Below are 22,484 nucleotides of genomic sequence, written 5' to 3'. Positions count from 1 at the left end.
TCTCCTCAGGTGCGATGGCAGGGATTCTGGAGACATGCAGGCGCAGGCGCTGTTCGGTGCGGGACAGCCGGCGCGGAGCGTGCACACGAAAAAAAGCCCGCCACGGTGGGCGGGCCTGGTGGACCGGGTGGACCGGGCGTGTGGTCAGGCCAGCTTGGCCTTGAGCAGCTCGTTGACCTGCGCCGGGTTGGCCTTGCCCTTGGAAGCCTTCATGACCTGGCCGACCAGGGCGTTGAAGGCCTTGTCCTTGCCTGCGCGGTACTGCTCCACGTTGGCCGGATTGGCGGCGATCACCTCGTCGATGATCTTCTCCAGCGCGCCCGTGTCGTTCATCTGCTTGAGGCCCTTGGCCTCGATGATGGCGTCCACGTCCTGGCCCTCACCTGTCCACAGCGCCTCGAACACCTGCTTGGCGGCGTTGTTGGAGATGGTGCCGTCGCCGATGCGCTGGATCAGCGCGGCCAGCTGGGCGCTGGAGACCTTGGCGGCCTCCATGCCGATTTCCTCGGTGTTCAGGCGGCGCGAGATCTCGCCCATGATCCAGTTGCTGGCCAGCTTGGGCGCATTGCAGGCCCGGGCCGTGTCCTCGAAGTAGGCGGCCATGGCCTGGCTTTGCGTCAGCGTGGTGGCGTCGTACTCGGGCAGGCCATATTGCTCGACAAAGCGCGCGGCCATGGCGCGCGGCAGCTCGGGCATGTCGGCCCTGACCTGTTCCACCCACTCGGGCGCGACCACCAGCGGCGGCAGGTCGGGGTCGGGGAAGTAGCGGTAGTCGGCCGCGTCTTCCTTGGTGCGCATGGAGCGCGTCTCGCCCGTGTCGGGGTCGAACAGCACGGTGGCCTGCTGGATGCGGCGGCCGTCCTCGATTTCCTCGATCTGCCAGCGGATCTCGTAGTCGATGGCCAGCTGCATGTTCTTGAAGCTGTTGAGGTTCTTGATCTCGCGGCGCGTGCCCAGCGGCTGGCCGGGCTTGCGCACGGAGACGTTGGCGTCGCAGCGGAAGCTCCCTTCCTGCATGTTGCCGTCGCAGATGCCGATCCAGGTCACGATCTGGTGCAGCGTCTTGGCGTAGGCCACGGCTTCTTCCGTGCTGCGGATGTCGGGCTCGGTCACGATCTCCAGCAGCGGCGTGCCGGCGCGGTTCAGATCGATGCCCGACTGGCCGATGAAGTCCTCGTGCAGCGACTTGCCGGCATCTTCCTCCAGGTGGGCGCGCACCAGGCGGATGGTCTTCTTCTCGTCGCCGAGGAAGAAGGACACCTCGCCGCCCTGGACCACGGGAATCTCGAACTGCGAGATCTGGTAGCCCTTGGGCAGGTCGGGATAGAAGTAGTTCTTGCGCGCGAAGATGCTGCGCGGCGCAATGTGCGAGCCCAGCGCCAGGCCGAGGCGGATGGCGCACTCGACGGCCTTTTTGTTCATCACCGGCAGCGTGCCGGGCAGCGCCATGTCCACGGCGCAGGCCTGGGTGTTGGGCTCGGCGCCAAAGGCGGTGCTTGCGCGGCTGAAGATCTTGGACTGGGTGGCCAGCTGGGCGTGGGTCTCGAAGCCGATGACGACTTCATAGCCCTGGATGAGTTTCGCGGTCATGGGGTCTCAGATGCCCTTCGGAGCTTGAAGGTGGAAATCGGTGGCCTGCTGGAAGAGGTGGGCGGCGTTGAGCAACTGGCCTTCCTTGAAGTAGTTGCCGATCAGCTGCAGGCCCACGGGCATGCCGGCCTCGCCAAAGCCTGCGGGCACGCTCATGCCGGGCAGGCCGGCCAGCGATGCGGGCAGCGTGAAGATATCGGCCAGGTAGTTGGCCAGCGGGTCGCTCTTTCCGCCCAGCTGCCAGGCCACGGTGGGCGCGGCGGGGCCGGCGATCACGTCGCACTGCTGGAAGGCGGCCTGGAAGTCGTCGGCGATCATGCGGCGGATCTTCTGCGCCTGCAGGTAGTAGGCGTCGTAGTAGCCCTCGGACAGCACGTAGGCGCCGATCATGATGCGGCGCTTGACCTCGTCGCCGAAGCCTTCGGCGCGGGTCTTCTTGTACATGTCCACCAGGTCCGTGTAGTCCTTGGCACGGTGGCCGAACTTCACGCCGTCGAAGCGCGAGAGGTTGGACGATGCCTCGGCCGGGGCCAGGATGTAGTACACGGGAATCGACAGCTCGGTGCGCGGCAGCGAGATCGGCACCAGGCGGGCGCCCAGCTTCTCGTATTCCTTGAGCGCGCCATCCACGGCGGCGCGCACGTCGGCCGACAGGCCTTCGCCGAAGAACTCGGCGGGGATGCCGATGCGCAGGCCTTCGATGCCGTCGTTCAGGCGGGCCGTGAAGTCCTCGGCGGGCACGTCCAGGCTGGTGGAGTCGCGGTCCAGGTCGGGGCCGCACATCTCGGACAGCAGCAGGGCGCAGTCCTCGGCGCTCTTGCCCATGGGACCGGCCTGGTCCAGGCTGGAGGCGAAGGCGATCATGCCGTAGCGGCTGGCGCGGCCATAGGTGGGCTTGATGCCCGTGATGCCGCAAAACGATGCGGGCTGGCGGATGGAGCCGCCCGTGTCGGTGCCGGTGACGGCGGGCGCCAGGCCGGCGGCCACGGCCACGGCCGAGCCGCCCGAGGAGCCGCCGGGCACGCGGTCCAGGTTCCAGGGATTGCGCACGGGCGCGGGTGCGTCGAAGCCCACGGGCGCGACGGCCGAGTTCTCGTTGGCCGAGCCCATGGCGAATTCGTCGCAGTTGAGCTTGCCCAGCGTCACGGCGCCGGCCTCGGCCAGGCGGGTGACCACGGTGGCGTCGAAGGGCGAGCGGTAGCCGGCCAGCATCTTGCTGGAGGCCGTGGTCGGGAAGTCGCGCGTGACGAAGATGTCCTTGTGCGCAATGGGCACGCCAGCCAGGCGGCCGCCCTTGCCTTGGGCAATCAGGGCGTCGGCAGCGCGGGCCTGGGCCAGGGTGGCCTCTTCGTCGATGCTGACGAAGGCGCCCAGGTTCTGGTGCGCCTGGGCGCGGGCCAGGAAATGCTGGGCGGCTTCGACGGCGCCGAGCTTGCGCTCGCGCAGCAGGGCCGACAGGGCCGACACGCCGAGCGTGTGCAGATCAGTGGTTTGCTGGGTCATGTATGGGATGCGGAAAACGGGGACGGATGCCAGGGGACAGGAAGCAGGGCGAGCGACGCCCGGCGCTCACTCGATCACCTTGGGGACCAGGAACAGGCCGCGCTCGACGGCCGGGGCGCTGCGCTGATTGGCGTCGCGCTGGTCGGGCTCGCTGGCAATGTCCTCGCGCAGGCGCAGGGCAATGTCCTGGATGGCGGCGACCGGATGTGACAGCGGGCTGACGCCCGAAGTATCCACAGCCTGCATCTTCTCCACGATGCCGAAAAAATCATTGAGCTGGCCTAGCATGCGCTCACTCTCTGCGGAAGAGAGCTCGAGCCGTGCGAGGTTCGCGATGCGTGCGATGTCTTGTGCGTTCAGTGCCATAGGAATTTTGAAGGGGGCAACGGGATGTAAACCCGCATTTCAAGCCCCGGCAGTACAAGTTATTCACAGGGGATACGGTATTATCTCGGCTTTGCCGCAAGACCCTCTCCGAGCTGGTCATTGTGCGAAAAGCCAACCCCATCCAGACTCCCTAACTTTCATCCCGGCGATGGCAGGCCGACGAGCATGCCGTGCCTGAGAGGACTCTCGTAATGTTCGGAGCTTTCCGTCGGTATTTCTCCACCGACCTTGCCATTGATCTTGGCACAGCCAACACCCTGATTTTCGCCCGCGACAAGGGCATTGTTCTGGACGAACCCTCCGTTGTCGCCATCCGCCACGAAGGCGGCCCGCATGGCAAGAAGGTGATCCAGGCGGTGGGCCGTGAAGCCAAGGCCATGCTGGGCAAGGTGCCCGGCAACATCGAGGCCATCCGCCCGATGAAGGACGGCGTGATTGCCGACTTCGTCATCACCGAGCAGATGATCAAGCAGTTCATCAAGATGGTGCATCCGCGCTCGGTGCTCACGCCCAGCCCGCGCATCATCATCTGCGTGCCCTGCGGCTCCACCCAGGTCGAGCGCCGCGCCATCAAGGACGCGGCCGAGGCGGCAGGCGCCACCTCCGTCTACCTGATCGAGGAACCCATGGCCGCCGGCATCGGTGCCGGCCTGCCGGTGTCCGAGGCCTCGGGCTCCATGGTGGTGGACATCGGTGGCGGTACCACCGAAGTCGGCGTGATCTCGCTGGGCGGCATGGTCTACAAGGGCTCCGTGCGCGTGGGCGGCGACAAGTTCGACGAAGCCATCATCAGCTACATCCGCCGCAACTACGGCATGCTGATCGGCGAGCCCACGGCCGAATCCATCAAGAAGAACATCGGCTCGGCCTTCCCCGGCTCCGAAGTCAAGGAGATGGAAGTCAAGGGCCGCAACCTCTCCGAAGGCGTGCCGCGCAGCTTCACCATCTCGTCCAACGAGGTGCTCGAAGCCCTGACCGACCCGCTCAACCAGATCGTCAGCGCCGTCAAGAACGCGCTGGAGCAGACCCCGCCCGAGCTGGGCGCCGACATTGCCGAGCGCGGCATGATGCTGACCGGCGGCGGCGCGCTGCTGCGCGACCTGGACCGCCTGCTGGCCGAAGAGACGGGCCTGCCCGTGCTCGTGGCCGAGGAACCGCTGACCTGTGTGGTGCGCGGCTGCGGCATGGCGCTGGAGACCATGGACCGCCAGGGCAGCATCTTCACCAGCGACTGACGCGGCGCAGGCCGGGGCCCGTTGTCGCGGGCCCGGGCGGCAGCCGACCGACTGCAACGTTTTTCTTCTCCCTTCCGTGGTGACCTGCATGCTTGCCCTGCCTTCCTTCGCACCGGGCCCGGCCCGTGCTTTCCAGGCCGCAGCAAGTGCGGCAGGGCAGGCCCTGCCGCGCGGGAGGGGCGCATGAATCCCAACACCCTGGACCACTCGGCGCCCTCGCTGTTCAAGCGGCGGCCCTCGCGCGTCTCCCAACTGGCCATCTACAGCGCATTGGCGCTGTTTCTGATGGTGGCCGACGCGCGTTTCAGGATCACCGACCCCGTGCGCGTGGCCGTGTCCACCGTGCTGTACCCCGTGCAGTGGGTGATGCTCAAGCCGGTGGAGGCCGTGCACGACGCCAGCCGCTACCTGGGCTCGCTGGACGAGGCCCAGGCCCGGGAGCAGGGCGCGCGCAAGGAACTGGTGGCCATGGCCCAGCGTGCCTCGCTGGCCGACGAACTGATCCAGGAAAACGACCATCTGCGCGAGCTGCTGCAGCTGCGCGACCGCCTGACCACGCCCGGCACGGCGGCCGAAGTGGTCTACGACAGCCCCGACCTCTATACCCGCCGTGTGGTCATCGACCGCGGCCAGGTGGACGGCATCGCCCAGGGCTCGCCCGTGCTCGATGAAAAGGGCGTGGTCGGCCAGGTCACGCGCGTGTATCCGCTGCGTTCCGAGGTCACCCTGCTCATCGACCGCGACCAGGCCATTCCCGTCTTCAACCCGCGCACCGGTGCACGCAGCGTGGCCTATGGCGACCCGTCGCCGCTGCGCACCGGCGGCATCGAGCTGCGCTTCATGCCCAGCAATGCCGATGTGCAGGAAGGCGACCTGCTGACCACCAGCGGCGTCGACGGCCTGTACCCGCCGGGCCTGCCCGTGGCCAAGGTGGTATCGGTGGAGCGCCGCGCGGACTCGGCCTTCTCCCGCATCTACTGCGAACCCGTGGGCCGCGTGCAGGGCGTGCGCCACGTGGTGGTGCTCAAGCCGCTGGACCGCGCCACGCATCCCGAGGCGGAAGGCGCTGCCGAACCCCTGCGCGCCGGCAAGGGCAAGGAAAAAGACAAGGGCAAGGAAAAAGACAAGCCCAAGGATGGCAAGGGCAAGGAAGCCTCCAAGGACGGTGGCAAGGCCGGCAAGACAGATGCGCCGGCCACGCCTGCAGCACCCGCTGCTCCCGCCGTACCCGCCTCCGCCAGGAAGGAGCCCGCATGATCATGCCGCGCGGCCAGCAGCTGCTGCTGCCGGTCAATCCCCTGTTCATCGTCGTCAGCCTGCTGGCGGCGCTGGCACTCAACATGCTGCCGCTGGGACGCCAGGCCTGGCAACCCGACCTGCTCATGGTGCTGCTGGCCTTCTGGGCATTGAACCAGCCCCAGCGCGTGGGCATGGGCGTGGCCTTCCTGCTGGGCCTGTGCATGGATGTGGACCGCTCCTCCCTGCTGGGCCAGCATGCGCTGGCCTATGCGCTGCTGGTGTTCGCGGCCGGCGCCATGGGCCGGCGCCTGTCGTGGTTCTCCACGCCTGTGCAGGCGCTGCACCTGCTGCCGCTGTTTGCCGTGGTGCACGGCCTGCAGGTGCTGCTGCGCATGGTGGCCGGTGGCATCATGCCCGGCCCGCTGGTGGTCGTCGCGCCTTTGATCGAGGCCCTGCTGTGGCCCCTGGTCAGCGGCCTGCTGCTGGCGCCTCAGCGCCGCCCGCCGGACAGTGACGAGAACCGTCCCCTGTGAGGCTTGACGCGTGATGGAAATCCGCAATACAGAAGCCGAGCTGCAGCGATTCAGGTTGCGCGCATGGGTGATGAGCGTGGTGGTGCTGCTGGCCTTCGGGCTGGTGGTGGCGCGCTTGCTGGTGCTGCAGGTGCAGCGCCATGAGGAGCTGTCCGAGCGCGCCGAAAGCAACCGCACGGCCGTGGTGCCCATCGTGCCCAACCGGGGCCAGATCCTGGACCGCAACGGCGTGGTGCTGGCCACCAACTACTCGGCCTACACGCTGGAGATCATGCCCTCGCGCGCGGGCAACCTTGAAGAGACCATCGACAGCCTGGCCGAGATCGTCGAGATCACGCCGCGCGACCGGCGCAAGTTCAAGCGCCTGGTGGACGACTCCCGCAGCTTCGACTCCCTGCCCATCCGCACGCGCCTGACCGATGACGAGGTCGCGCGCTTTGCCGCGCAGCGCTACCGCTTCCCGGGCGTGGACATCAAGGCGCGGCTGTTCCGCACCTATCCCATGCAGGACACGGCCAGCCATGTCATCGGCTACATAGGCCGCATCAACCAGCGCGAGAAAGAGGCGCTGGAAGACTCCGACGACGCCGCCAACTACCGTGGCACCGACGTCATCGGCAAGCTGGGCGTGGAGCAGAGCTACGAAACCGACCTCCACGGCCAGACCGGCTGGGAGGAAATGGAAACCTCGGCCGGCGGACATGCCGTGCGCAAGCTCGGCAGCCGCCCTGCCACGCCCGGCGACAGCCTGGTGCTGTCGCTGGACATCAAGCTGCAGCGCATGGTGGAGGAGCTGTACGGCGACCGCCGCGGCGCCCTGGTGGCCATCGATCCGCGCAGCGGCGAAGTGCTGGCCATGGTCAGCCGTCCCACCTTCGACCTGAACCTCTTCGTCGATGGCATCGACCAGGAGAGCTGGACCACGCTCAACGAATCCATCAACCGCCCGCTGCTCAACCGCGCGCTGCGGGGCACCTATCCGCCGGGCTCCACCTACAAGCCCTTCATGGCGATTGCCGCGCTGGAGTCGGGCAAGCGCCGCCCCGACACCACCATCATGGACAACGGCAGCTGGACCTTCGGCGGCCACACCTTCCGCTCGGGCCACCCCAACGGGCCGACCAACCTGCGCCGCTCCATCATCAAGTCGTCCAACGTGTACTACTACATGCTGGCCAACGACATGGGCGTGGACATGATCCACGACTACATGAAGCCGCTGGGCTTCGGCCAGCTCACCGGCATCGATGTGCGCGGCGAGGCGCGCGGCGTGCTGCCCAGCACCGAGTGGAAGCGCAACACCTACAAGCGGCCCGAGCAGAAGAAGTGGTACGCGGGCGAGACCATCTCGCTGGGCATCGGCCAGGGCTACAACAACTTCACCATCCTGCAGCTGGCCAATGCCATGTCCACGCTGGCGGCCAAGGGCGTCAAGCACCGCCCCCACCTGGCCGTGGGCCGTGTCGATGCCGTCACGCAGCAGTTCTCGGCCATCAACAAGGATCCAGGCACCAGCATGGGCTACAAGCCCGAGAACGTGGAGGCCGTGCGCGCCGCCGTGGCCGCCGTGACGGTGGAGGGCACCTCGCGCGGCATCTTCGGCAACGCGCCCTACACCTCCACCGGCAAGACCGGCACGGCCCAGGCCGTGGGCGTGCGCCAGAACGAGAAGTACAACGCGGCACGCCTGTCCGAGTTCCAGCGCGACCACTCGCTGTACATCGCCTACGCGCCGGCCGACAACCCCACCATTGCCGTCGCTGCCATCGTGGAGAACGCCGGCTTCGGTGCCGCTGCCGCCGCACCGCTGGCGCGCCGCGTGTTCGACTACTGGCTGCTGGGCCGTTACCCCAGCGTGGAAGACATGGCCGCCATGCGCAAGGGCCAGGCCGGCGTGCCCATAGGCACCCCGCGCCGCGTCTCCGAAATCACGCTGGATGCGGAAACCGTGAACCTGCCCGGCCTGCCGCGCTATGAGCCGCCCGAGGCGCCGGTCCCCGTGCCCGCAGGCCGCCCGGCGGTGCTGTCGCCGCCTTCGGCTGCCGAGCTGGAGGATTGAGGCACGCTTGTGTGCCGCTGCAAGCGGGTCTGAGCCCTGCGCGGCAGATTCAGCGCTGCCAGGGATCGATGACCGTGACCCCGCAGTCCGCAAAGTCCCGCACATTGCGGGTGGCAAGGCTGGCTCCCCTTGAGCGGGCGATGGCCGCAATCATGGCGTCGAACTGGCTGATGGGTCTGCCGGACTGCCTTCGGGCCGCAGCGATCTGCGCATAAGCGTCAGCGGCACCGTTGTCGAACTCCAGGACGCGGCCTGCCATATCGATGTCCAAGATGGCCTGCACTGCAGCCAGCAACCCATGCTTGCGCTGTCCCTGCGGCAACAGCAGGACGCCGTACAGCAATTCGCCGCGCGTGATGGCTGTGGTGAGCAAACTGGAGCGGGGCTGGCTGGCCAGCCATTCCATGGCGCGCCTGTCGGGATCGGGGCGCAGAGCCTCGGACAGGACGTTGGTGTCGAGAATGATCACCGGCTGGCACCCAGCGGATTGCGAATGGGCTCGCGCTGCGCAAGCACCAGTTCAACGCCGCCCAGGGGCTCGACCCGGGCCCGGATGGAGTCGAACAGTGAATGCCCCTCCGCCGCATTGGCTGCGAGTGCCGCGCGCAAGATGTTGCGGGCCTCTTCTTCCATGGAGTGGCCGTGCAGGTCCGCCTGCAGACGCAGCCGGGCCTGCAGGTCTTCATCCAGATCGTGGATCGTCATGGTAGTCATGGCCAGGCTCCTTTCGGGTCAATGACGCATGGTAGTCATGGACACGCAAGGCGACAACGGCATGCCCCCTGCGCATGAGGGCACGCAAGGCGACGAATCAGGGCTTCGGCCTCAATGCCCCATGCGCCCGATGAACGCCGCGATCCGCTCGCTGGCCGGGTTGCCGAAGAATTCGGCCGGTGGCGCCTCGTGGGCGATGCAGCCCTGGTCGAAGAACATCACGCGGTCGGCGACCTCGCGGGCGAAGCCCATTTCGTGGGTGACCACGATCATGGTCATGCCGCCGCGTGCCAGCTCGCGCATCACGTCCAGCACCTCCTGGACCATCTCCGGGTCCAGCGCGCTGGTGGGCTCGTCGAACAGCATCACCTGCGGCTCCATGGCCAGGGCGCGTGCAATGGCCACGCGCTGCTGCTGGCCGCCCGACAGCTGCCACGGGTACTTGTGGGCGTGGGCCTGCATGCCCACGCGCTCCAGCAGGGCCATGGCCTTGGCATTGGCCTGGGCGCGCGGCGTTTTGTGAATGCGGCGCGGCGCCAGGGTCACGTTGTCCAGCACCGTCATGTGGCCGAACAGGTTGAACTGCTGGAACACCATGCCCACTTCGCAGCGCTGCTTTTGCAGCGTGGCTTCGTTGTCGGTGACTTCGACGCCGTCGATGGTGATGCGCCCGCCATCATGCGGCTCCAGCCGGTTGATGGCGCGCAGCAGCGTGGACTTGCCCGAGCCCGAGGCGCCGATGATCACCGTCACCTCGCCCGTGCAGAACTGCGTGGAAACGCCCTTGAGCACCTGGTGGCTTCCAAAGGACTTGGTGACCTTGTCGGCCACGATGTAGGGCATGCCCCGTGCCAGCTTGTCGGCGCTCATTTGTGACGGCCCTCCACGTCGAAGCGGTACTCCACGGCAGCCGTGACCTGGGTCACCAGCGTGGTCAGCACCAGGTAGGTCACGCCCACGGTGACCAGGGTCTCCACGGGCTGGAAGGTGGCCGACTGGATGCGGTTGCCCACATTGGTCAGCTCCACCACGCCGATGGCGTACGCCAGCGACGAATCCTTGAGCAGGGCCACGAAGTTGCTCACCAGCGGCGGCAGCGAGATCTTGAAGGCCTGCGGGAACACCACGTCCATGAAGACGCGGCTGCGCGGCAGGCCCAGCGCGCGTGCGGCCTCGGCCTGGCCGCGCGGCACGGCCTGCAGGCCGGCACGCACGGCTTCGGCGTTGTAGGCGCCCACGTTCAGCGCCAGCGCAATGCAGGCGGCGGCGAAGTCGGGCAGGTTCAGGCCCGGGATCAGCACCGGCAGCGCGAAGTAGATGAACAGGATCTGCACCAGCAGCGGCGTGCCGCGGATCGCCCAGACGTAAAAGCCTGCAGCCCAGCGCAGGGCGGCCGTGCGTGAGGTGCGCGCCAGCGCGGCGGCGATGCCCAGCACCAGGCCGGCGGCGCCGCTGGCCAGCGTCAGGTACAGCGTGGTGCGCGCGCCATCGGCGAAGGTGTCGGCATTGGAGCCTATGGGCTCGGGCAGCAGGGACAGCAACTGCCCCAGCAGCGAAACCACGAGCACCATCAGCAGCAGGGCCGTGACCAGGGTGGCGTTGCTGCGCTGCGAGCGGCTCCAGTGGGCGGGCCAGAGGACGGTAAGCATAGGTGGGCTAGAAACAAAAAGGCGCCCTGCAAGTGGGCGCCGGTCGGGCAGATCTGCCCGGGGCCTCAGTCAGGGCAGCGGATGTCTTCGTGGAAATATTTCTGCGACAGCTTGGCGTAGCTGCCGTCGGCCAGGGCGTCCTTGAAGGCCTTGTTCCAGGCGTCGGCCAGCGACTTGTTGTCCTTGGCCACGGCGGCGGCGATGCGCTCGACCAGCAGCATCTCGCCCTGCTTGAGCTGGGCATTGGGGTTCTTCTGCTGCAGTTCCTTGGCAATGAAGCGCTCGGTCACCCAGGCGTCCACCCGCTTGGACAGCAGCGCATTGCGCGCGGCCTCGTTCGTGGGGAAGTTGACCAGGCGCTTGATGCCGGTCACGTTCTTCTCCATGTACTGCAGATAGGTGGAGCCGGTCTGCACCGACACCGTCTTGCCCGCCAGGTCCTTGGCCGAACGGATGGCCGGGTCCAGCGACATCACGATGCCGCCCGAGCAGTAGTGGGGCTGGGTGAAGGTCACGGCCTTCTCGCGCTCGGGCGTGATGCCGTGCGAGGAAATCACCAGATCCCAGCGGTCCTGCTGCAGGCCGGTCAGCAGGGCGTCGAAGCTGATGGTCTTCCACTCGTACTTCACGCCCATCTTGCCGGCCAGCATCTGTGCCAGCTCGACCTCGAACCCGGTCAGCTGCTTGCCCTCGAAATGGGCAAAGGGCGCGTAATAGCCTTCGGTGGCCAGGCGCAACGTGCCTTCCTTCTGGATGGCGTCGAAGGGGCGGGCCTGAACGCCTGCGGCGGTCCACAGGGCCAGCGCGGCGGCGGCGATGACGGTAATGCGTTTCATGGAAGCTCCAGGAGGGCTGTCGCTCAGGACCTGACCCCGGCGCCGCAAGATGGGGAAAGCGCCAACGCACGGATCGGTGCATGGCCATGGACGGCGGGGCCGATTGCGTGGCTGCGCGGCGGGTCGGGTGCAGCCGCTGGCAGGGGTGCGACATGCACCTGCCGCCGCAGCTCAAGGCGAAAAGTCGGCAATTATAGAAGGTTGCCGTCGCCGATGCCGATGGCAGGTGTTGCGGATGCCGCTGGCCTGCGTGCTCAGGCGATGAAGGCGTCGTAGCCGGTCTTGAGGATCAGCAGGCTCACCACGCCGATGAAGATGCCCCGCACGAAGCCCGTTCCATGGCGCAGGGCCATGTGCGTGCCCAGCATGGCGCCCAGCACGTTGGCCACCGCCATGGGGACGGCCAGGTGCCACCAGATATGGCCCTTGAGCGTGAACAGCGCCAGCGCCGCCAGGTTGGTGGCCATGTTCAGCAGCTTGGCCGAGGCCGAGGCGTTCAGGAAGTCATAGCCCATCAGCCGCACGAACAGGAACACGAAGAAGCTGCCCGTGCCGGGGCCGAAGAACCCGTCGTAGAAGCCGATGGCCAGGCCGATGGCGCAGGCGATCAGCGTCTCGGCGCGGCCCGAATAGCGCGGCGTGTGGTTGCGGCCCATGTCCTTGCGCGCCAGCGTATAGACCAGCACGCCCAGCAGCACCAGCGGCAGCAGCTGGCGCAGGAAGTCGGGGGAGATCTGCGTGACGGCCCAGGCCCCCGCAAAGGAGCCCGCCATGCCCACGCAGGCGGCCGGCATCATCGCGCGCCAGGGCAATTGCACCTTGCGGCCGTACTGCCAGGTGGACATGGCCGTGCCCCAGACGGAGGCGCTCTTGTTGGTGCCCAGCAGGGTGGCCGGTGGTGCGGTGGGGAAGGTGGCGAACAGCGCGGGCAGCAGGATGAGGCCTCCGCCGCCCACGATGGCGTCCACGAAGCCGGCCAGCATCGAGGCCAGCGAGACGATGATCCATTCCATAGGGCGGCGATTGTCGCACCGCCACGGTGCCGCATCAGGCTGGCCGCAGGCATAAAAAAAGCGCCGGACTTGCCGGCGCTCTGGGAAATGCATCTTGGGATGCTATTTATGAATGTTGATCTGGTTGTGTACGAGTTGTCTCCTCGGCCCCTCTTGTGCAGCACTGTGGTACCGCGAGAGTGGATGGACTTTAATGGCCGCACCTGGGTGGTGCATCGGGGATTTCCCGCAGTTGCCGCGAAAGTGCGGGATTGCACCAGCAAGGGGCTGGGACGATGATTGCCGGTTGCCGGACGTTCAGCGCATGCGCAGCACCAGCTTGCCGAAAGCACCCCGCTCCAGATGCTCCAGGGCTGCCGGCAGATCGGCCAGCGCGTATTCGCTGTCGATCACAGGTTGCAGCTTCAGCCAGTCCACGGCACGCACCAGATCCTGCAGCGCACGCCGGTGTGCCACGCCGATGCCCTGAACGGTGGCGCGCCCCAGCAGCAGCGGATAGACCGAGCCGCGCAGCTCGTCACCCTGCAGATTGCCGATCACCGACACGCGGCCTCCCTGTGCCAGGGCCGATAGTGAGCGGCCGAAGTTATCCCCCCCGGCCAGTTCCAGCACATGGTCGGCGCCGCGTCCTCCCGTGAGGGCGCGCACCTCGGCGGCCCAGTCCGGCGTGCGGTGGCGGTGGATGCCGTTGTCTGCACCCAGCTGCGCAGCCCGCGCCAGCTTGTCGTCGCTGCCCGAAACCACCACCACGCGCGCACCCTGGGCATGGGCGATCTGCATGGCGAACAGCGCCACGCCGCCCGTGCCCATGATGACCACGGTGTCCCCGGGCCGCGTGGGCGCGGACTCGGCCAGCGCGAACCAGGCCGTTGCGCCCGCGCACGTCAGGGTGCTGGCCTGCGCAAAGTCCAGCTGCCGGGGCGCGGCGACCAGGTTGTCTTCGCCCAGCACCACGTATTCCGACAGCATGCCCGGCCCGGGCGAGCCCAGCGGCAGGCTGGTGCGCGGCTGCACGCCGTCCTGCCAGCCGCAGAAGAAGGTGCTGATCACGGCGTCGCCAACCGCGAACTCCGCGACGCCCGGGCCGATGGCGACCACCTCGCCAGCCATGTCCGAGCCGGGCACCAGGGGCAGGGCCGGCCCCATGCCCATGCCGTCGCGCAGGATCAGCAGATCGCGGTAGTTCAGCGATGCCGCATGCACGCGCACCAGTATCTGGCCCTGCCCGGGCTCGGGAATGGGGACTTGCACCAGCTGCAGGTTTTCATGGCCCAGGGCGGGCAGTTGCCATTGCTGCATGAATGGGGAAGACGCAGGCACGGTCATGGAAGGCGGTCCTTTCGAGGCAGATATCAAACAGGACTTCAGTCTATTGATTCCTCCATAATTGCATTGATTCAATTGAGGCTATGGTTTGTAGAATTTATGGAACCAATTGCAAATGACAGGCTGGCAGGCGTCAGCGCATTCGTCGCCTCGGCCGAGGCCGGCAGCTTCGCCCAGGCGGCCGAGCGCCTGGGCCTTACGCGCTCGGCTGTTGGCAAGGCCGTGGCGCGGCTGGAAGAACGCCTGGGCGCGCGGCTGTTCGTGCGCACCACGCGCAGCCTGGGGCTGACCGAGGACGGCCAGATGTTCTACGAGCGCTGCGCGCAGGCGCTAGAGGACCTGGATGCCGCCCGGCACATGCTGGAAGCCGGGCGGCGGGAAGTGGTGGGCCGGCTGCGCATCAGCGCACCCGTGGTCTTCGGCCGCCACCACGTGGCTCCCTTGCTGCTGGAGCTGGCGCAGCTGCATCCGCGCCTGCGCATCGAGGCCAGCTTCACCGACCGCCAGCTGGACTTCGCCGATGACGGCATCGACCTGGCCATACGCAGCGGGGAACTGTCTGACAGCGACTGGCTGGTTGCGCGGCGCCTTGGCATGCAAACCATGGTGCTGTGCGCATCACCCGCCTATCTGCAGGCCCATGGCGCGCCGCGCAGCGTGGCCGACCTGGCCGGGCATCGCTGTATTGCCTATATGCGCAGCGGCCGCGCCGCCCCCTGGAGGCTGGCCGGTGAGGATGGATCGCTGGCCGCGCCCGTGCTGGAGCCGGCGCTGGGCTTTGACGACATAGAAACCATCGCCACGGCCACGCTGCAGGGCGCGGGCCTGGCCCACATGCCGCTGTGGCGGGTGCGCAGCGCGCTGGACAGCGGGGCGCTGGTGCGCCTGCTGCCCGACGTGCCGGCTGCGCGCATTCCCCTGCATGTGCTGTGGCCGCGCACGCGCTTTCTGCCCTACCGGCTGCGCGTGACCATCGATGCGCTGCTGGCGGCGATCCCGCCGCTGCTGCAGGAGCAGTCCTAGGCGGCCAGCGCAACGGCCGGTTCCGTGCTCTGCCGTGCCGGCTCCTGGCCCCGGCCCTGCCTGTCCGCAAGAATCCAGCCGGCGGCCTTCTCCGCCATCATCAGCGTCGGGCTGTTGGTGTTGCCGCTGGTGATGCGCGGCATGGCGCCTGCATCGATCACGCGCAGGCCCTGTACGCCGCGCACGCGCAGGCGACTGTCGAGCACGGCCATGGGGTCGTCGGCACGGCCCATTCGCGTGGTCCCCACCGGGTGGAAGATGGTGGTGGCAATGTCGCCGGCCAGGCGGGCCAGGTCCTCGTCGCTCTGGTATTGCACGCCGGGCTTCCATTCCTCGGGGGCAAAGCGCGCCAGCGCGCTCTGGCTGACGATGCGCCGCGTCACGCGCAGGCTGTCGGCGGCCACCTGCCGGTCCTCGGGCGTGGACAGGTAGTGCGGCGCAATGGCAGGCGCCTGGCGGAAGTCCCCGCTGCGGATGCGTACCGTGCCCCGGCTGGTGGGGTTGAGGTTGCAGACGCTGGCCGTGAAGGCCGGAAAACCGTGCAGCGGCTCGCCGAAGGCGTCCAGCGACAGCGGCTGCACGTGGTACTGGATATTGGGGTGCGCCTGCTGGGGGCTGCTGCGCGTGAAGGCGCCCAGCTGCGAGGGCGCCATGCTCATGGGGCCGCTGCGGCGCAGCAGGTACTCCAGGCCGATGCCGGCCTTGCCCCACAGCGAATTGGCCATGGTGTTGAGCGTGCGCGCGCCCTTGATCTTGTAGACCGAGCGGATCTGCAGATGGTCCTGCAGGTTCTCGCCCACGCCGGGCAGGTCGTGGCGCACGGCGATGCCGTGGCCTTGCAGCAGCGCCCCCGGGCCTATGCCCGACAGCTGCAGGATCTGCGGGGAGTTCACGGCGCCCGCGCACAGCAGGACCTCCTGGCTGGCCTGCACATCGACCATTTCCGAGCCGGTCCAGACCTGTGCGCCGCTGCAGCGCAGGCCGCCGGCGGGCAGCGGCTCGAACAGCAGCCGGCTGACCTGGGCATGGGTCCACAGCTCGAAGTTGGGGCGGCCATAGCAGGTGGGCCGCAGGAAGGCCTTGGCGGTGTTCCAGCGCAGGCCGCCCTTCTGGTTGACCTCGAAGTAGCCCACCCCCTCGTTGCTGCCGCCGTTGAAGTCCTCGGTGGCCGGAATGCCGGCCTGCTGGGCGGCTTCGGCAAAGGCATCCAGGATGTCCCAGCGCAGGCGCTGCCGCTCCACGCGCCATTCGCCGCTGCCGCCTGTGCCCGTGCCGCCGTGCAGGGCGCGAAAGCGCGCATCGGCGTTGCCCCCGGCGTCCAGCCGCCAATGGCTTTCATGCTGGCGAAAGGCCGGCAGCACCTGGTCCCAGCGCCAGGCGTCGTCGCCGGTCAGCTCGGCCCAGCCGTCGTAGTCGCGGGCCTGGCCGCGCATGTAGATCATGCCGTTGATGCTGGAGCAGCCGCCCAGCGTCTTGCCGCGCGGATAGCGCAGGCTGCGGCCGTTGAGCCCTTCGTCGGGTTCGGTCTGGTACAGCCAGTCGGTGCGCGGATTGCCGATGCAGTACAGGTAGCCCACGGGGATGTGGATCCAGTGGTAGTCGTCCTTGGCGCCCGCCTCGATCAGCAGCACGCGGCTGCGGCCGTCGCGCGAGAGCCTGTTGGCCAAGAGGGCGCCTGCCGTGCCGGCGCCGATGACGATGTAGTCGAAGGTGGTATTGCTCATGGAGATGGGCGGGCGTCCGCTGCGGGCCGGAACGTCCTTGGGAGCCGGGGTTGGTGCTTCGGCCCATTGTGCGGACGGCATGCGCACTGTCGAGAGGGAAAGCGCGCTGGACTCCTTTTTTCGCAGCAGCGCATGCAGCAGCGATAGCGGTCCCGCTGGTTTTTTGATAAAAATTGCACGCGTAGGGCAAAGCCGTCGCGCACACGGCGTTGCGGGGCAATCTGCGGGCCGCGCCGCTCGGTTATCCTGCGGTCTTGGCGGGCGTGCCGCCTTGCCTGCCCACGCGCCTCGGCCTCGCCTTCGCAACCCCCAAGGACTTCCTGCACTTGTCTGCCCTCAACAATCCCCCCCAATGCAGCCTGCGCCGTGACAACGACGGCCAATGGGCGTTGCTGACCGGCTCCTGGGGCGCGGCCGAGCTGGGCCGGCGGGCGCAATGGCGCAGGCTGCGTGCACAGCTGGCTGACGCCAAGGGCGATGACCTGGGCTGGAACCTGCAAGGGCTGGACTGGCTGGACCACGTGGGCGCGCAACTGCTGTGGAACCACTGGGGCCGTCGCCTGCCCGCGCGCCTGGCGGCCAGCGACGCGCAGCGCGCCATGCTCGACCGCGTGGCCCGTTTTTCCAAGGAGCCTGCACCGCCGGCCCCGCGCCTGAGCCTGCTGGAGCACATCGACAGCCTGGGCTGCCTGGTCATCAACGCCTGTGGCCATTTCGCACAGCTGACGCGGCTCATCGGCCAGTTGCTGATCGACCTGGTGCGCTTTGCGCGTGCCCCGCACCGGGGGCCCTGGCGCGACATTTCCGGCCATCTCTACTCCATGGGCGCCACGGCCCTGCCCATCACGGCCCTGGTGGGCTTTCTGATCGGCGTGGTGCTGGCCTACCTGATGGCGCTGCAGCTGCGCCAGTTCGGGGCGGAATCCTTCATCGTCAACATCCTGGGCATCTCGCTGATCCGCGAGCTGGGCCCGCTGCTGGCGGCCATCTTGGTGGCGGGCCGCACGGGCTCGGCCATCACCGCCCAGATCGGCGTGATGCGCGTCACCGAAGAGCTGGACGCCATGCAGGTCATGGGCATACCGCACGGCTTTCGCCTGGTGCTGCCGCGTGCGCTGGCGCTGGCCATTGCCATGCCGCTGGTCTCGCTGTGGACCACGCTGGCCGCGCTGGCCGGCGGCATGCTGGCCGCCGACCTGACCATGGGCGTCACGGGCGCCTACTTTGCCGAGGCGCTGCCTGCCGCCGTGAAGATCGGCAACCTCTGGATCGCCATGGGCAAGTCCGTGGTCTTCGGCGCCCTCATCGCCTTGATCGGCTGCCACTGGGGCCTGCGCGTGGAGCCCAATACGCAGAGCCTGGGCAAGGGCACGACGGCCTCGGTGGTGTCGGCCATCACCATGGTCATCGTGGTGGATGCGATCTTCGCAATCCTTTTCAAAGATGTCGGAATCTGATGGCCATGGACACCGAAACCTCCTCCACGCCCGCAGCCGACGAGCCCATCGTGCGCATCGCCGGGCTGTGGAGCGTGTTTGGCGAAGGCGAGAACGCCTTTGCCGTGCACCAGGACCTGGACCTGGATGTGCAGCGCGGCGAGATGCTGTCCATCGTCGGCGGCTCGGGCACGGGCAAGACCGTGCTGCTGCGCCAGATGCTGGGGCTGCTGGAGCCCACCAAGGGGCGTGTCGAAGTGCTGGGCCGCCCGGCCAGCGAAATGGGCCGCGAGGGCGCCGCCAGCCGCGTGGGCATGCTGTTCCAGCACGGGGCGCTGTACTCGGCCTTCAGCGTGCTGGACAACGTGGCCTTCGCGCTGCGCGAGCAGGGCACGCTGCCCGACGAACTGGTGCGCGACGCGGCCCTGGTCAAGCTGCAGATGGTGGGCCTCAAGCCCGAGCATGCCTCGCGCATGCCGGCCGATCTCTCGGGCGGCATGATCAAGCGCGTGGCGCTGGCGCGGGCGCTGATCATGGACCCGCCCCTGCTGCTGCTCGACGAGCCCACGGCCGGCCTGGACCCCACCAGCTCCGACGAATTCTGCGAACTGCTGCGCGAGCTGCGTGCCGAGCTGGGCCTGACCGTCATCATGGTCACGCACGATCTGGACACGCTGTTCGCACTGTCCTCGCGCGTGGCCGTGCTGGCCGAGAAGAAGGTGCTGGTCAGCGGCCCGCCGCGCGAGGTGGCCGAGTTCAAGCATCCGTTCATCGAGCATTTCTTCCAGGGCGAGCGCGGCAGGCGCGCGATGAGCACGGTATGAGAAGCCCCCCTGAGTCGCTTCGCGCCTTCCCCCCTCTCGCTTTGCGGGGGGGAACGACACCCTCGCGGCGGGGCGGCCCTTGCCCGGTGTCCCTTGCCTTGGGGTGCGCCGGTTTTGAAGGCCGCGCTCTGAGTGCTGGCCCTGGGGGCTGTGGCCCCATGCCTTGTTTTGCTGGGCTCAACGTTATGGACCATTGATATGGAAAACAAATCACATGCCATGGCGGCCGGCATTTTCGTGCTGGTCGTGGCGGCCCTGCTGGCGGGGCTGGCGATCTGGCTGACGCGCGATACGCGGCAGTACAACGAGTACGAGCTGTCCACCAAGGACGGCATCAGCGGCCTGCAGGCCCAGGCTGCCGTGCGCTACAAGGGCGTGGCGGTGGGCAAGGTCACGCGGATCGGGTTCGATCCGCAGACCAATGGCAACGTGCTGATCCGCATCGCCATCGGTGTGAACACGCCCATCACGCCCACCACGTTCGCCGTGCTGGGCTACCAGGGCGTCACGGGCCTGGCCCATGTGCAGCTGGACGACGCGGACCAGCCGCAGCCCCAACTGCCACCGGGCCCCAGCGGTCTGCCGCGCCTGCCGCTGCGCTCTTCGCCCCTGAGCATGCTGGCCGACCAGGGGCAGGTGCTGCTGGAGCGCGCCGATGAAATCTCGCGCCGCCTCAGCGACATGCTGGACACCGACAACCAAAAGCGCGTGAGCCAGGCGCTGGAGAACATTGCGGCCGCTGCCGCAGGCGTGCAGCAGCTCACGCAGAACCTGGACCGCACGCTGTCCACCCAGGTGCCGCAGCTCGCCGCCGACGCCCACAACACCCTGCAGTCGCTGGAGAAGGCCAGCAACGGAGCCGCCGCCGTGGCGTCCGAGCTGCAGCAGACCGTGCGCCGCGTGAACGCGCAGGACGGGCCGCTGGAGCAGATCGCCCAGAGCACGCGCGCACTGACCCGCATGGCCGATTCGCTGGGCCGCAGCACGGTGCCGCACGCCAACCGAGCGGCCGATGATGTCTCGCGCGCCGCGCGCCAGATGGGCACGGCGGCCAGCCGCTTCAGCGACAACCCGCAGGCCGTGATCTACGGGCCGGGCCAGGCCCGTCCGGGGCCGGGCGAGCCCGGCTTCGTCGCCCCGTCTGCAGCCACCCAGCCCTGACCGAGGAACCCGCATGTCCCCATCTCGCAAGACCGCCGTGGCCAGCGCTGGACTGGCCGCCGCCCTGATCCTGCTGGCCGGCTGCTCGGCCCTGCCGCAGCCCCCCGCCCAGCCCGCGCGCTATGACTTCGGCCTGGCGCCGCTGTCCACGCCCGCGCAGTCCGCCACATCCGCCGCCCCGCAGGCACGCACGCCGCTGGCGCTGGCCGATGTGGAGGCCCCCGCCCTGTCCGACGGCAGCACGGCCATGTTCTACCGCCTGGCCTATGCCAACGGCCAGGAACTGCGCCCCTACCAGCTGGCGCGCTGGAGCCAGCCCCCTGCACTGCTGCTGCAGCAGCGCCTGCGCAGCCAACTGGGCCTGCAGCGCCCCGTGCTGGCCAGCAGCGAAAGCGTGGCCCAGCCGCGCCTGCAAGGCGCCGTGCCCACGCTGCTGCGCGTGGACATCGAAGAGTTCAGCCAGGTCTTTGATGCGCCCGGCTCCAGTGCCGGCGTGGTGCGCCTGCGCGCCACCCTGGTCGAGCAAAGCGGTGCCGTGGACCGCCTGCTCGGACAGAAGGTGTTCGAGGTGCGCAGTCCTGCAGCTTCGGGCGATGCGGCGGGCGGCGCCCAGGCCCTGGCCAAGGCCACGGATGCGGCCATTGCGCAGATCGATGCGTGGCTGGGGCAGCAGGGGCACTGAGCTGCTGCTGGATTTCCAGCCCATCCATTCTCTTGAGAACGGCTGGTGGGTGCATTGCATCCGCTGGCCGTTTTTTGTTTTCGGCAACTGGCTCTGCAAGCAAGTGGACTTTTTCTGCCCCTGCCGGATGGTTGCTTTTCGAGGCCGGGTCTCGGCCCGGCAGCCGACTGCCCTTTTCTTGATTCGCCAAGAAAGGTCAGATCACGAAGCAAGCCTGTCCTTCGGCAGGCTTGCAACCCCGCAACCGCCACGGCGCAGGTGCGGACATACGGGGAAAAGGCTGGGTACTCAGGGCAGGGGCGGGCCGCGCCTGACCCAGCGCTTCCCGCGCGTCCGTCAGGGGCTGTAGTCCCGATCCCACCGTCTCGGCTGCCCCTGGGACGACCGTCAACACTAGGTCCAGACTACGGCGCGCGGCGCGCAGGTTTTTTACAGTGGAACCGTCGCTGATGCAGATCGCGGCTTTGAAAAAACAAGGCCTGATTGCACGGCACGACTTCAACATCACTGAAAGGAACAAGCCATGAATGAAGACCGCATCAAGGGCAACTGGAAGCAATTCACCGGCAAGATCCGTGAGCAATGGGGCAAGCTCACCGATGACGATCTGGACGTGATCGCCGGCAAGCGCGAGCAATTCCTGGGCAAGCTGCAGGAGCGCCAGGGCCTGGCCCGCGACGCTGCCGAAAAGCAGCTGACCGACTGGCAAAAGCGCAACCCCGACTTCCGCTTCGAAGACTGACGAGGGTGGACTGCGGATGGGCTGGTCGCCCTGGCCGGCGCCCCCATCCGCTCCTCGACAGCCGGCATGCCCCCAGGGCATGCACCCAAGGCCCGCCGCCGCAGGCACCAAGGGCCACCTCAGTACAAATACAAGGAGTTCCATCATGCAAACACCGCAACGCTTTCGCCACATGCTGTCCGCCGTCGCCCTGGGCCTGATGGCCTCCGGCGCCATGGCCATGACCAATGCCGAGCACACGGCCGCCAAGAACCAGATCGAGGCCGACTACAAGGCTGCCAAGGAACAGTGCAAGCCGCTCAAGGACAACGCCAAGGACGTCTGCGAGAAGCAGGCCAAGGGCCAGGAAAACGTCGCCAAGGCTGAACTGGAATCGCGCCGCAATCCTTCGCCCAAGAACAGCGAAAAGGCACTCAAGGCCAAGGCTGATGCGGACTACGACATCGCCAAGGAAAAGTGCGATGACCTCAAGGGCGACGCCAAGGATGTCTGCGTGAAGGATGCCAAGGCTGCTCATGTGCGTGCCGTCGAAGCCGCCAAGGTGAACAAGGCCCAGGCCGAACCTGCCGCCAACTCTGCCGCCAAGGCCGCCAACGTGGCCGAGACCCGCAAGGACGCTGCCGAGGAAACCCGCGAAGCCGACTACAAGGCTGCCAAGGCCCGTTGCGACACCATGAGCGGTGACGCCAAGGATGCCTGCGTGGCTGATGCCAAGCGTAAATATGGACAGTAAGCTCCCCCTGAGCGGCTGACGCCGCTTCCCCCTCTCTACCCGCTTCGCGGGGGAGGGGGACGACGCCCTCGCCGC

Annotated in this window: 22 protein-coding genes; 11 read left to right on the top strand and 11 right to left on the bottom strand. The window is 67.8% G+C overall.

What is annotated here, in order from left to right; all coding sequences use genetic code 11:
• Nucleotides 1-144: 144 nt before the first annotated feature.
• The 3 genes from gatB to gatC form a co-directional block, all read right to left on the bottom strand.
• The gene (gene gatB, locus AC5I49_RS00615; RefSeq protein ID WP_017404913.1) at nucleotides 145-1,590 is read right to left on the bottom strand and encodes an Asp-tRNA(Asn)/Glu-tRNA(Gln) amidotransferase subunit GatB; all 1,446 of its coding nucleotides are present in this window, start codon (nucleotides 1,588-1,590) and stop codon (nucleotides 145-147) included.
• A gap of 6 nt (nucleotides 1,591-1,596) precedes the next feature.
• Nucleotides 1,597-3,093 (bottom strand): Asp-tRNA(Asn)/Glu-tRNA(Gln) amidotransferase subunit GatA, encoded by a 1,497-nt coding sequence (gene gatA / locus AC5I49_RS00610; RefSeq protein ID WP_495788688.1) that lies wholly within the window; start codon nucleotides 3,091-3,093, stop codon nucleotides 1,597-1,599.
• A 66-nt stretch (nucleotides 3,094-3,159) separates the two neighbouring features.
• A complete protein-coding gene (gatC, locus tag AC5I49_RS00605; protein WP_016448550.1) occupies nucleotides 3,160-3,459 on the bottom strand; it encodes an Asp-tRNA(Asn)/Glu-tRNA(Gln) amidotransferase subunit GatC in 300 nt (99 codons plus the stop codon).
• 212 nt (nucleotides 3,460-3,671) lie between these two features.
• Here gatC and AC5I49_RS00600 point away from each other — a divergent pair, with 212 nt between their 5' ends.
• From AC5I49_RS00600 to mrdA, 4 genes are all read left to right on the top strand, one after another.
• The gene (locus tag AC5I49_RS00600) at nucleotides 3,672-4,715 is read left to right on the top strand and encodes a rod shape-determining protein (RefSeq protein WP_012202293.1); all 1,044 of its coding nucleotides are present in this window, start codon (nucleotides 3,672-3,674) and stop codon (nucleotides 4,713-4,715) included.
• A 183-nt stretch (nucleotides 4,716-4,898) separates the two neighbouring features.
• Nucleotides 4,899-5,972: a rod shape-determining protein MreC gene (gene mreC, locus AC5I49_RS00595; protein ID WP_495788687.1), complete on the top strand. Its 1,074-nt coding sequence runs from the start codon at nucleotides 4,899-4,901 to the stop codon at nucleotides 5,970-5,972.
• The gene (gene mreD, locus AC5I49_RS00590; RefSeq protein WP_016448548.1) at nucleotides 5,969-6,487 is read left to right on the top strand and encodes a rod shape-determining protein MreD; all 519 of its coding nucleotides are present in this window, start codon (nucleotides 5,969-5,971) and stop codon (nucleotides 6,485-6,487) included. The genes mreC and mreD overlap by 4 nt, the downstream gene beginning before the upstream one ends.
• Nucleotides 6,488-6,500: 13 nt before the next feature.
• Nucleotides 6,501-8,546 (top strand): penicillin-binding protein 2, encoded by a 2,046-nt coding sequence (mrdA, locus tag AC5I49_RS00585; protein WP_047326955.1) that lies wholly within the window; start codon nucleotides 6,501-6,503, stop codon nucleotides 8,544-8,546.
• Between the two features lie 49 nt (nucleotides 8,547-8,595).
• On the opposite strand, the gene AC5I49_RS00580 is transcribed toward mrdA, so the two are convergent.
• The 7 genes from AC5I49_RS00580 to AC5I49_RS00550 form a co-directional block, all read right to left on the bottom strand.
• Nucleotides 8,596-9,015: a type II toxin-antitoxin system VapC family toxin gene (locus tag AC5I49_RS00580; RefSeq protein WP_043791093.1), complete on the bottom strand. Its 420-nt coding sequence runs from the start codon at nucleotides 9,013-9,015 to the stop codon at nucleotides 8,596-8,598.
• A complete protein-coding gene (locus AC5I49_RS00575) occupies nucleotides 9,012-9,260 on the bottom strand; it encodes a FitA-like ribbon-helix-helix domain-containing protein (RefSeq protein ID WP_016453586.1) in 249 nt (82 codons plus the stop codon). The genes AC5I49_RS00580 and AC5I49_RS00575 overlap by 4 nt, the downstream gene beginning before the upstream one ends.
• A gap of 111 nt (nucleotides 9,261-9,371) precedes the next feature.
• Nucleotides 9,372-10,130 (bottom strand): amino acid ABC transporter ATP-binding protein, encoded by a 759-nt coding sequence (locus AC5I49_RS00570; RefSeq protein ID WP_016448544.1) that lies wholly within the window; start codon nucleotides 10,128-10,130, stop codon nucleotides 9,372-9,374.
• On the bottom strand, nucleotides 10,127-10,909 hold the full coding sequence (locus tag AC5I49_RS00565; protein WP_016448543.1) for an amino acid ABC transporter permease: 783 nt from the start codon (nucleotides 10,907-10,909) through the stop codon (nucleotides 10,127-10,129). The genes AC5I49_RS00570 and AC5I49_RS00565 overlap by 4 nt, the downstream gene beginning before the upstream one ends.
• Nucleotides 10,910-10,974: 65 nt before the next feature.
• Nucleotides 10,975-11,745 (bottom strand): ABC transporter substrate-binding protein, encoded by a 771-nt coding sequence (locus tag AC5I49_RS00560; RefSeq protein ID WP_017404916.1) that lies wholly within the window; start codon nucleotides 11,743-11,745, stop codon nucleotides 10,975-10,977.
• Nucleotides 11,746-11,999: 254 nt separating this feature from the next.
• Nucleotides 12,000-12,758 carry a sulfite exporter TauE/SafE family protein gene (locus tag AC5I49_RS00555; RefSeq protein ID WP_016448541.1) on the bottom strand — a complete coding sequence of 253 codons (759 nt, stop codon included), beginning with the start codon at nucleotides 12,756-12,758 and terminating at the stop codon, nucleotides 12,000-12,002.
• A 297-nt stretch (nucleotides 12,759-13,055) separates the two neighbouring features.
• Complete coding sequence (locus AC5I49_RS00550; protein ID WP_495788686.1) at nucleotides 13,056-14,084, bottom strand: zinc-dependent alcohol dehydrogenase family protein; 1,029 nt, start codon at nucleotides 14,082-14,084, stop codon at nucleotides 13,056-13,058.
• Nucleotides 14,085-14,183: 99 nt separating this feature from the next.
• On the opposite strand from AC5I49_RS00550, the gene AC5I49_RS00545 reads away from it, so the two are divergent.
• Nucleotides 14,184-15,107 carry a LysR family transcriptional regulator gene (locus AC5I49_RS00545; protein ID WP_279493990.1) on the top strand — a complete coding sequence of 308 codons (924 nt, stop codon included), beginning with the start codon at nucleotides 14,184-14,186 and terminating at the stop codon, nucleotides 15,105-15,107.
• Here AC5I49_RS00545 and AC5I49_RS00540 read toward each other — a convergent pair.
• A complete protein-coding gene (locus tag AC5I49_RS00540; protein ID WP_016448538.1) occupies nucleotides 15,104-16,831 on the bottom strand; it encodes a GMC family oxidoreductase in 1,728 nt (575 codons plus the stop codon). The genes AC5I49_RS00545 and AC5I49_RS00540 overlap by 4 nt on opposite strands.
• A gap of 326 nt (nucleotides 16,832-17,157) precedes the next feature.
• Between AC5I49_RS00540 and AC5I49_RS00535 the strand changes: the two genes are divergently transcribed.
• From AC5I49_RS00535 to AC5I49_RS00510, 6 genes are all read left to right on the top strand, one after another.
• Nucleotides 17,158-18,288 (top strand): MlaE family ABC transporter permease, encoded by a 1,131-nt coding sequence (locus AC5I49_RS00535; RefSeq protein ID WP_016448537.1) that lies wholly within the window; start codon nucleotides 17,158-17,160, stop codon nucleotides 18,286-18,288.
• Nucleotides 18,288-19,091 (top strand): ABC transporter ATP-binding protein, encoded by an 804-nt coding sequence (locus AC5I49_RS00530; protein WP_016448536.1) that lies wholly within the window; start codon nucleotides 18,288-18,290, stop codon nucleotides 19,089-19,091. Before AC5I49_RS00535 ends, AC5I49_RS00530 begins: the two co-directional genes overlap by 1 nt.
• 198 nt (nucleotides 19,092-19,289) lie before the next feature.
• On the top strand, nucleotides 19,290-20,252 hold the full coding sequence (locus tag AC5I49_RS00525; RefSeq protein WP_016448535.1) for an MlaD family protein: 963 nt from the start codon (nucleotides 19,290-19,292) through the stop codon (nucleotides 20,250-20,252).
• A 13-nt stretch (nucleotides 20,253-20,265) separates the two neighbouring features.
• The gene (locus tag AC5I49_RS00520; protein ID WP_016453581.1) at nucleotides 20,266-20,934 is read left to right on the top strand and encodes an ABC-type transport auxiliary lipoprotein family protein; all 669 of its coding nucleotides are present in this window, start codon (nucleotides 20,266-20,268) and stop codon (nucleotides 20,932-20,934) included.
• Between the two features lie 523 nt (nucleotides 20,935-21,457).
• On the top strand, nucleotides 21,458-21,676 hold the full coding sequence (locus tag AC5I49_RS00515; RefSeq protein WP_012202308.1) for a CsbD family protein: 219 nt from the start codon (nucleotides 21,458-21,460) through the stop codon (nucleotides 21,674-21,676).
• A 145-nt stretch (nucleotides 21,677-21,821) separates the two neighbouring features.
• Nucleotides 21,822-22,409: a hypothetical protein gene (locus tag AC5I49_RS00510; RefSeq protein ID WP_016448533.1), complete on the top strand. Its 588-nt coding sequence runs from the start codon at nucleotides 21,822-21,824 to the stop codon at nucleotides 22,407-22,409.
• Nucleotides 22,410-22,484 lie beyond the last annotated feature (75 nt).

The sequence above is a fragment of the Delftia sp. genome (genome assembly GCF_059499305.1).
This window is presented reverse-complemented; position numbering and strand designations above follow the sequence as displayed.

Bases quoted from the DNA above. Each gene is read 5' to 3' on its own strand.
- gatB (WP_017404913.1), bottom strand. From the start codon at position 1,590: ATGACCGCGAAACTCATCCAGGGCTATGAAGTCGTCATCGGCTTCGAG.
- gatA (WP_495788688.1), bottom strand. From the start codon at position 3,093: ATGACCCAGCAAACCACTGATCTGCACACGCTCGGCGTGTCGGCCCTG.
- gatC (WP_016448550.1), bottom strand. From the start codon at position 3,459: ATGGCACTGAACGCACAAGACATCGCACGCATCGCGAACCTCGCACGG.
- AC5I49_RS00600 (WP_012202293.1), top strand. From the start codon at position 3,672: ATGTTCGGAGCTTTCCGTCGGTATTTCTCCACCGACCTTGCCATTGAT.
- mreC (WP_495788687.1), top strand. From the start codon at position 4,899: ATGAATCCCAACACCCTGGACCACTCGGCGCCCTCGCTGTTCAAGCGG.
- mreD (WP_016448548.1), top strand. From the start codon at position 5,969: ATGATCATGCCGCGCGGCCAGCAGCTGCTGCTGCCGGTCAATCCCCTG.
- mrdA (WP_047326955.1), top strand. From the start codon at position 6,501: ATGGAAATCCGCAATACAGAAGCCGAGCTGCAGCGATTCAGGTTGCGC.
- AC5I49_RS00575 (WP_016453586.1), bottom strand. From the start codon at position 9,260: ATGACTACCATGACGATCCACGATCTGGATGAAGACCTGCAGGCCCGG.
- AC5I49_RS00570 (WP_016448544.1), bottom strand. From the start codon at position 10,130: ATGAGCGCCGACAAGCTGGCACGGGGCATGCCCTACATCGTGGCCGAC.
- AC5I49_RS00565 (WP_016448543.1), bottom strand. From the start codon at position 10,909: ATGCTTACCGTCCTCTGGCCCGCCCACTGGAGCCGCTCGCAGCGCAGC.
- AC5I49_RS00560 (WP_017404916.1), bottom strand. From the start codon at position 11,745: ATGAAACGCATTACCGTCATCGCCGCCGCCGCGCTGGCCCTGTGGACC.
- AC5I49_RS00555 (WP_016448541.1), bottom strand. From the start codon at position 12,758: ATGGAATGGATCATCGTCTCGCTGGCCTCGATGCTGGCCGGCTTCGTG.
- AC5I49_RS00550 (WP_495788686.1), bottom strand. From the start codon at position 14,084: ATGACCGTGCCTGCGTCTTCCCCATTCATGCAGCAATGGCAACTGCCC.
- AC5I49_RS00545 (WP_279493990.1), top strand. From the start codon at position 14,184: ATGGAACCAATTGCAAATGACAGGCTGGCAGGCGTCAGCGCATTCGTC.
- AC5I49_RS00540 (WP_016448538.1), bottom strand. From the start codon at position 16,831: ATGAGCAATACCACCTTCGACTACATCGTCATCGGCGCCGGCACGGCA.
- AC5I49_RS00530 (WP_016448536.1), top strand. From the start codon at position 18,288: ATGGCCATGGACACCGAAACCTCCTCCACGCCCGCAGCCGACGAGCCC.
- AC5I49_RS00525 (WP_016448535.1), top strand. From the start codon at position 19,290: ATGGAAAACAAATCACATGCCATGGCGGCCGGCATTTTCGTGCTGGTC.
- AC5I49_RS00520 (WP_016453581.1), top strand. From the start codon at position 20,266: ATGTCCCCATCTCGCAAGACCGCCGTGGCCAGCGCTGGACTGGCCGCC.
- AC5I49_RS00515 (WP_012202308.1), top strand. From the start codon at position 21,458: ATGAATGAAGACCGCATCAAGGGCAACTGGAAGCAATTCACCGGCAAG.
- AC5I49_RS00510 (WP_016448533.1), top strand. From the start codon at position 21,822: ATGCAAACACCGCAACGCTTTCGCCACATGCTGTCCGCCGTCGCCCTG.